The sequence below is a fragment of the Curtobacterium sp. B18 genome (assembly GCF_000333375.1).
Classification (GTDB): Bacteria; Actinomycetota; Actinomycetes; order Actinomycetales; family Microbacteriaceae; genus Curtobacterium.
This window is the reverse complement of record NZ_BACZ01000054.1, coordinates 1-7,855: the sequence shown is the minus strand read 5'-3', so window position 1 is coordinate 7,855 and position 7,855 is coordinate 1. Positions and strand designations below refer to the sequence as shown.

The window sequence follows — 7,855 nt, the reverse complement described above, 5'->3', positions numbered from 1 at the left end:
GATCTACCAGGCCGGCGCTTCGCCGCGCGGTATCCGCTTCGCGGCCGAGAACGCCGAGGCGGTGTTCGTCGGCGCGCCGACCGTCGAGCAGCTCGCCGTGACGGTCGGGAAGGTCCGCGGAGGAGGGCCGCCACGAAGAGGCCGACGGGCCCACCGCCGACGACGAGGACGTCGACGCGCTCCGTGGTCACGGCGTCGAGCCTACGGACGGTGGGCGGGGCGCTCGCCCAGGCGGGCCGGACACGCGCCCGCTCGGTCGACGCCCCGAGGTCATCCGCTCGACCGAAGCGGGCGGAGCGCTCGCTCCGCGATGCTGGTGTCGTGCCCTTCACCGTCAGTCACGCGGTCGTCGCCCTGGCGGCGCGACGCACCCCGTTGCCCGTCGCGGCCGTCGCCGTCGGCGCGATGGCACCCGATGCCGTCCTGTTCGCGCCGTTCCTGCCGCCGTACGTGGTGGCGCACTCGTGGGTGGGCGTGGTGACGATCGACCTGCTCGTGGCGCTCGTCGTCCTCGCGGCCTGGTGGTGCCTGGTGCGACCGGCGTGGGCGGACGCGGTGCCGGGCGTGCGTGAACGCGTCCCGCAGGCCTGGTCGCACCGACCACCGCGGCCGGAGCGACCGGTCCGCCGGCTGTTCACCGTCGTCGTCGCCTGCGTCGTCGGGAGCGTGACGCACGTGGTCTGGGACGCGTTCTCGCACCAGGCGGGCTGGGCGGTGCAGGCGATCCCGTTCCTCCGGGAGGGGCCCGTGGGCTACCCGGTGTGGGCGGGCGTGCAGGACGCATCGAGCGTCCTCGGACTGGCCGGGCTCGTGGTCGCCGCCGTGGTCTGGTGGCGACGGAGTACGCCGCGGGTGCTGCCGCCGCTCCGCGGGTCGGAGCGGGCGGTCGTCGTGGTCGCCGGCGTCGTCGTGGCCGTGGCGGCGCTCGGGCTCGCCGGTCGGGCGTTCCTCGGCGGCGGCGGTGTCGCGGGGGTCGTCACGGAGCTGGCGTTCCGGCTGCCGGTGGTCGTCGCGCTGGTGCTCGTGCCCGGGGCGGTCGGCCTGCTGGTCGTGCGTCGCCGTCGCGTCGGCTGACGCCGGGGCGAGAGGCGCGGTGCGGGCATGCCCGCGGGTGTCGCGTCCGGCAGACCGTGGGGCGGGAGGCGCGGTGCGGGGCCGACCCGCGCCTCCAGGCCGTCAGACGGTCGCGTCCGCCGTCTCGCGCGCGGACCGGTCGGCCGCGACGAGGCGACGCGCCTCGCGGAGTCGCTTCCGCAGCCGTTCGACCGGTACCTCGACCGCGTAGGCCGCGCCCACCGCCACGAGCAGCGCCACCGCGACGAGCCACACCGTGCCCCACGGGCCGATCGCGAACGTACCGAGCAGCGCGATGACGAGCGGGTGCCACAGGTACGCCGAGTACGACACCCGGCGACCGAACCACGAGACCGGCGTCCACGCGAGCGCCGACGACAGGGGCGAGCGAACGGACACCAGGCCGCCGATGAGCAGCGCCGAGATGAGCCCGGTCACCGGCAGGACGACACCGAACGACCACGCGTGCTGGGTCCAGTCGTCGTCGATCCAGAACTGCACCGCCGCGAGGAGCCCGATGCCGAGCCAGGTGCCGACGTGCCCGGCGAGCCCGGCCGCCCAGGTCCGGACGCGCTCGTCGTCGAGGAGCAGCGCGAGCAGGCAGCCCGTCGCCAGCGGCACGACGCCGAGCACGGGCGAGAAGTAGACGTCCGGGGTCGCACCGCTGTTCGGCGTGCGGTAGCTCAGCCACGATGCCGTGGCGGCCCCGACGATCACGACGCCGAGCCCCGTCATGAGCCAGCGGCGACGCGCCCGCAGTGCGAAGAGGAGCACGAGGACGGGCGGCCAGACGAGGTAGAACTGCTCCTCCATCGACAGGCTCCACGTGTGCGCGAAGACGCCCTGCGTGGTGTCCCAGTACGAGCGGAAGAGGTTGCCGGTGTAGCTCAGCGCGATGAAGGCGGCCTCGCCGGGGGAGAACGAGGCGCCCTTGTAGTCGCCGACCCAGTTCCAGAGGAGCAGTCCGACGACCACGAGGGCCAGGAGCGCGGGGTACAGGCGCAGGAGGCGCTTCGTCCAGAACGAGCCGAGCCGGATGCGTCCGGTGCGCCGGTGCTCGCCGAGCAGGAGCGTCGAGATGAGGAATCCGGACAGCACGAAGAACACCGTCACGCCGATGAAGCCGCCCTCGAACTGCGGCACGTGCAGGTGGTACAGGATCACGATGAGGATCGCGACCGTCCGGAGTCCGTCGAGCGCCGGGGCCCGGTTGGTCAGCGGCGGCGGGGGTGTCGGTCGTGCGTGCCTGCCGTCGGTGTCGGCCGGTGCGGATGTCGTGCGGGTCCGCTCCGGCGAGGTCGTGGTGATGGCCACGGACGCCTCCTGCGCGATCTGGTCGATGGGGTCCCGGCCCGTGGGGTCGTGACCGGATCGTTACATCATGCTCGCGCCACGTAAGAGCCGTCTCAACGAACGGGGTGCACCAGCTCCGTCAGGGCGTCGAGGCGCTCGTCGACGATCGCGGCGAACGACCGCTCCTCGCCCGGCGCGATCCACTGGGCGAAGGACAGGTGGAACACGGTCACCGCGGTCTCGGCGGCCATCGTGGCGGCCGGTTCCGGGACGCCGCGGTCGCGCAGCACCTCACCCAGCCGAACCTTCAGGGTGGCGAGCTTGCCGAGCTCCCGTTCGCCGAGTGCCGGGTTGCCGTCGATGATGCCCTGTCGCGCGCGCGACCACGGGCGGCGGTCGTCGGGGAAGAACGCACCGCTGGCCGCGAGCGCGAGCCGGACGAGGTCGAACGGTGCCGCGTCCGCCGGTGCGGTCTCGATCGGGGTGGTGAACATGCCGAGGAAGTCGTCCTGCCCGGCGAACAGCACCTCGCGCTTGTCGGTGAAGTGCCGGAAGAAGGTGCGTTCGGTGACCTCGGCCGCGGCGGCGATCTCGGCGACCGTGGTGTCGTCGTAGCCCCGCTCGGCGAAGAGCTGCAGTGCAGTCGCCTGCAGTCGTTCGCGGGTTCCGGGTTGCCATCGGGCCATGTCCGCAGTCTACTGATGACAGTGGCTGACATCGAGTGCTACGGTGATGTCAGTTCATGACATCAGCGCCGTGGACACCTGTGAAGGGAAAGCACATGCACGTGTTCGTCACCGGGGCCTCCGGATGGATCGGCTCCCACTCCGTCGACGAGCTCCTCGCCGCCGGGCACACCGTCACCGGCCTCGCACGCTCGGATTCCTCCGCCGCCGGGCTCGAGGCCAAGGGCGTCGCCGTCGTCCGTGGCGACCTCGACGACCTCGACGCCATCCGGCGCGGCGCGTCCGAGGCCGAGGGCGTCCTGCACCTCGCCAACAAGCACGACTGGGCGAACGCCGCGGCCACGAACGCCAGCGAGCGGGCCGCGGTCGAGACCATCGGGCAGGCGCTCGTCGGCACCGACCGTCCGTTCGTCGTCGCGTCCGGGGTCGCCGGGCTCGCGCAGGGCCGCCCCTCGACCGAGGCGGACCCGAGTCCCTTCGTCGGCGCCGAGAGCATGCGCGGCGGCAGCGAGAACCGCGGGTTCGACTTCGTCGAGCAGGGCGTGCGGACGATCGCTGCCCGGTTCAGCCCGACCACGCACGGCACCGGCGACCACGGGTTCATCGCCGCGATCGTCGCCGCCGCCCAGGAGCGGGGCGAGTCCGGCTACGTCGGCGACGGCACCAACAGCTGGGCGGCCGTGCACGTCACGGACGCCGCGCGGCTCGTCAGGATCGGGCTCGAGCAGGCTCCGGCCGGCACGCGCCTGCACGCCGTCGCCGAGACCGCGATCCCGACCCGGGCGATCGCCGAGGCCATCGGCGAGAGCCTCGGGCTGCCGGTGACCTCGATCGACCCGCAGGACGCGCTGTCGCACTTCGGGTTCATCGGGCGGTTCTTCGGCATGGAGATGTCGGCGACGTCCGAGGCGACGCGCGAGCTCCTCGGCTGGGAGCCCGTCGGGCCGGGGCTGCTCGAGGACATCGCCGCGGGCGCCTACGCCGGGGTCGCCGCGCGCCGCTGACCCAGAACGACAAGACCGACGTCGTACGACGTCGGTCTTGTCGTTCTGTGCACGCGCGTCATGTCACCCGCCGCGAGGAGCGACGAAGTCGCTGTCGTACGACGTCGACGATGTCGTACCGAGACGGGCTCCCTCACACGAGCGGCCGGGCCCGGGCCCCGGGCGCCCCCGCCTACTCCGCCTTCTGCATCTGCCACGGCTCGGGCTCGCGGTCGCCGTTCGGCCGCACGGGCCGCACGTCGCCGACGATCGGGATCGCCCGCTTCCGCATGAACCACAGGTACCGCACGAAGAAGTGCGACAGCGTCGACAGCCGGTTGCCGTTGCCGAGCAGCGACGCGATGTGCACGGCGACCCATGCGAGCCAGGCGACCGGGCCGACCATCGTGATGCCCCCGCGGAGCTGCGCCACGGCGGCGTTCGTCCCGATCGTCGCCATGGTGCCCTTGTCGAAGTACTTGAAGTGCTCGGTCGGCTTGCCCTCGAGCAGCCGGACGATCTGCCGCGCCGAGTGCCGGCCGCCCTGCAGTGCCGGCTGGGCGAGCTGCGCGAGGGCGTCGTCCTGTGCGGCGATGTCGCCGGCGGAGAAGATCCGCTCGACGCCCTTGACGCTGAGGTCGTCGTTCACCTGGATGCGCCCGCCGTGGGTCTGCGGCATGCCCCAGCCGGAGACCTCCTTGTGGGCCGCGACGCCGGTCGCCCAGATGACCTGCGACGCCGGGATGAACTCACCCTCGGCCGTCATCACCCCGTCGGGCTTCACCTCGGAGACGCCGGTGTTGAGCCGCAGCACGACGCCGCGCTTGCGGAGGACCTTGGCCGCGTACCGACGCAGCCGCGGGGCGAAGGGCTTCAGGAGCTCGCCGCTGCGGTGCACCAGGGTGATCGAGATGTTGCCCCGCTCGATCTCCGGGTACGCGCCGACGAGGGCCTGGTCGCGGAGTTCGGCGAGCGCGCCGGCCATCTCCACGCCGGTCGCGCCACCGCCCACGATGACGATCTTGATCTCGTCGGGGCCCTGGTTGGCGGCGGCTTCCTCGAGGCGGGTGAACAGCTCGTCGCGGATCCGGAGCGCCTGCGAGCGGGAGTACATCGAGTACGCGTACTCGTACGCTCCGGGCGTGCCGAAGTAGCTCGTGTTCACGCCGTTCGCGAGGATCAGCCAGTCGTAGTGCAGGTGCTCGCCGTCGGACATCTCGGCGATGCGCTCGGCCGGGTCGATGCCCGTCAGCAGGCCGTGCCGGAACTCGGCGTTGCTCTGCTTCGCGCGGAGGCTCCGGAGGAAGTACGTCACGTCGCCCGCGTTCAGCCCGCCCGTCGCCACCTGGTACATGAGCGGCTGGAACATGTTGTAGACGTGGCGGTCGACCAGGGTGACCCGCACCGGTGCGTCGGCGAGCTCGCGCATGGCCGCGACACCGGCGAATCCACCGCCGACGATGACGACGTGCGGGCGGGTGTCCTGGGGCATGCTGACTCCGGCTTCCTCGGATGGTGAGATGGTCACCACCGAGGGTACGCGCGGTTCGGACGGTCGTTCGACGGGGGCCTGGAGGGACGGCTCACCGCCGTCAGGCGTCGAGCCTCGCGTAGGTGCTCACGACGTTGCCCTTGCTCGTCACGGTGTTCTGGACCAACTGCAGGCGCGTGGGCGGGTCGGTCGGTTCGAAGAGCGTGCGTCCGGACCCCGCGATCGCCGGGTGCACCATCAGCTGCAGCTCGTCGAGGAGCCCGGCGAACAGCAGGTGCCGGACGACGGTGACGCTCCCGCACACGGCGATGTCGGCACCGTCCCGTTCCTTGAGCGCACGGACGAACGCGTCGAGGTCGCCGTCGATCCGCGTGCTGTTCTCCCACGCCAGGTCGTCGTCGAGCGTGGTCGAGGCCACGTACTTCTCGATCGGGTTGATCCACTGCCCGAAGGGGTCGTCGGGGTGGGCGGGCCACCACTCGGCCCACTCGAGGTAGCTGTTCCTGCCGAGGATGACGGTGTCGGTCCGGGCCATGAACGCGCCCATGCCCGCGCCGAGCTCGTCGTCGAAGCTGTCGTACTGGAACGTGTACGGGTCCTGCACGACGCCGTCGACCGAGGTGAACAGTCCCGCGGTGACCTTGCGCATGCTCGGAGCGTAGCCGTCAGCTGTTCGACCCGGAACCGCTCGTGCCCGATCCGGTGCCGGTGCCGGTCCCGCCCTGCGTCCCGGTCCCGCCCTGCGTCCCGGTGCCGCCCTGCGAACCGTTCCCGGGGAACTGCCCGGTGCCGCCCCCGGGGAACTGGTTCGTGCCGCCGTTCGTCCCGGGCACCTGGGTCGTCGACTGGCTCGAGCCGCCACCGATCGCGTGTCCGATCGCGAAGCCGATCCCGCCGCCGACGAGCAGCGCCGCGAGACCGACCCCGACGGCGAGCACCTGCCAGAACCACGGCGGTCGCGGGCCGTTCGCGCCGAGGCCGCGCTTCCGGCGGCTGGTCGCTGCGGCGCCGTACCAGGGCGTCGCACCGTTCTGGGCACCCTGAGCGACCGGAGCCCACGAACCGGCGGGCGGGGCCGGCGTCACGTACGGCGGTTCCCCGGCCCACTGGCCGTCGGCGGCAGCAGCGGGGGCGGGCGACGGATCGGCCGCCGGCGCGGGGGCGTACAGGCCCGACGGGGACGGGGTTTCGTCGAGCGTCGCGGTCGACGTCGGCGTCGGTGCCGCCCCCCAGCCGGCCGGGCTGGCGGGGTACGGCGTGGTGTGCTGGTGGGCTGCGGGGTCCACGTCGTCGCGGAACTCGCGGGATTCGGGGTTCACGGGGGTGCGCTCGGTCATGAGGACGAGTACAGACCGGACGCCTATGTGCGGGCGATGACGACGCTGACGCCTCACTGTGCACAGCACGGTCCGCGTAGCCTCGCACCGTGCGCGCCAGAGTCGAGACCGTCCGGATCGACGGACTCCCCGTGCGCCTGCACACCCTGGCACCGGCCGGCCGGGTGCACGACGTCCTCGCCCCGACGGTCGTCCTCGTGCACGGCATCGGCATGTCGCACCGGTCCTTCGCGCGGTCGCAGCGGGCACTCGCCGCGACGCACCGGACCGTCAGCGTCGACCTGCCGGGGTTCGGCGGGCTCCCGGCAGCGGGCCGGAGCCTCACCATGACGGAGCTCGGGGACCTCGTCGTCCGCGCCGTGCGCTCCCGTGGGGCCGGCGACCTCGTGCTCGTCGGACAGTCCATGGGGACGCAGGTCGTCGTCGAGGCAGCGCGTCGGCACCCGGACGCCGTCGCGTCGGTCGTGCTCGTCGGTCCGGTCATCGCCGCGGGTCGCCGTCGACTGCTCACGCAGGCGCTCGACCTCGGGCGGGACGGCTTCGTCGAGGGCGCCCGGATGAACGCGGTCCTCGTGACCGACTACCTGCGGAGCATCCGGCAATACCTGCCGGAGCTCCAACCGATGCTCCGCTACCGGCTCGAGGACACCGTCGCCGAACTCACCCAGCCGGTGCTCGTCGTCCGCGGCACCGAGGACCCGATCGCCCGTCACGACTGGTCCGCCCGGGTCGCCGCGACCGCCCCGCGTGGCGCGTTCGTCGAGCTGCCGGGTCCGCACCACGTGCAGGAGCGCCAGCCGGTGGCGTTCGCACGGCTCGTGGGGGAGTTCCGCCGCGTGCAGACCCTCGAGGGCCCGCGATGACCGACGCGACCACGTCGGGGACGGATGGGCCGCGCACGGACCGCACCGCGCCTCCTGTCCGCGTCACCGTGCTCCGCCGCTGCCGGTGGGCCGTCCTCGACTGGTGGTACGCGATCCGCTGGCAGGT

Annotated in this window: 8 protein-coding genes; 3 read left to right on the top strand and 5 right to left on the bottom strand. The window is 72.7% G+C overall.

Annotated features, from left to right (window positions below; genetic code table 11):
* The first annotated feature begins 321 nt into the window (after positions 1-321).
* Positions 322-1,074 carry a DUF4184 family protein gene (locus I5E_RS01465; protein ID WP_022905430.1) on the top strand — a complete coding sequence of 251 codons (753 nt, stop codon included), beginning with the start codon at positions 322-324 and terminating at the stop codon, positions 1,072-1,074.
* Between the two features lie 102 nt (positions 1,075-1,176).
* Here the strand turns inward: I5E_RS01465 and I5E_RS01460 are convergent, their stop codons facing one another.
* Together I5E_RS01460 and I5E_RS01455 are read right to left on the bottom strand one after the other, a co-directional pair.
* Entirely contained in the window at positions 1,177-2,388 is a 1,212-nt protein-coding gene (locus tag I5E_RS01460) for an acyltransferase family protein (protein WP_022905429.1), read from the bottom strand.
* Positions 2,389-2,480: 92 nt separating this feature from the next.
* Positions 2,481-3,053: a TetR/AcrR family transcriptional regulator gene (locus I5E_RS01455; RefSeq protein ID WP_022905428.1), complete on the bottom strand. Its 573-nt coding sequence runs from the start codon at positions 3,051-3,053 to the stop codon at positions 2,481-2,483.
* 95 nt (positions 3,054-3,148) lie between these two features.
* On the opposite strand from I5E_RS01455, the gene I5E_RS01450 reads away from it, so the two are divergent.
* Positions 3,149-4,057, top strand: a complete 909-nt coding sequence (locus tag I5E_RS01450; protein ID WP_022905427.1) for an SDR family oxidoreductase — start codon at positions 3,149-3,151, stop codon at positions 4,055-4,057.
* A gap of 172 nt (positions 4,058-4,229) precedes the next feature.
* On the opposite strand, the gene I5E_RS01445 is transcribed toward I5E_RS01450, so the two are convergent.
* The 3 genes from I5E_RS01445 to I5E_RS01435 all read right to left on the bottom strand — a co-directional run bounded on the left by I5E_RS01445 (position 4,230) and on the right by I5E_RS01435 (position 6,865).
* Positions 4,230-5,528, bottom strand: coding sequence for an NAD(P)/FAD-dependent oxidoreductase (locus tag I5E_RS01445; protein WP_022905426.1), 1,299 nt, complete (start codon positions 5,526-5,528; stop codon positions 4,230-4,232).
* A gap of 100 nt (positions 5,529-5,628) precedes the next feature.
* Complete coding sequence (locus I5E_RS01440) at positions 5,629-6,177, bottom strand: dihydrofolate reductase family protein (protein ID WP_022905425.1); 549 nt, start codon at positions 6,175-6,177, stop codon at positions 5,629-5,631.
* 16 nt (positions 6,178-6,193) lie between these two features.
* Positions 6,194-6,865 carry a hypothetical protein gene (locus tag I5E_RS01435; protein ID WP_022905424.1) on the bottom strand — a complete coding sequence of 224 codons (672 nt, stop codon included), beginning with the start codon at positions 6,863-6,865 and terminating at the stop codon, positions 6,194-6,196.
* Between the two features lie 89 nt (positions 6,866-6,954).
* Between I5E_RS01435 and I5E_RS01430 the strand changes: the two genes are divergently transcribed.
* The gene (locus I5E_RS01430; RefSeq protein ID WP_022905423.1) at positions 6,955-7,728 is read left to right on the top strand and encodes an alpha/beta fold hydrolase; all 774 of its coding nucleotides are present in this window, start codon (positions 6,955-6,957) and stop codon (positions 7,726-7,728) included.
* Positions 7,729-7,855 lie beyond the last annotated feature (127 nt).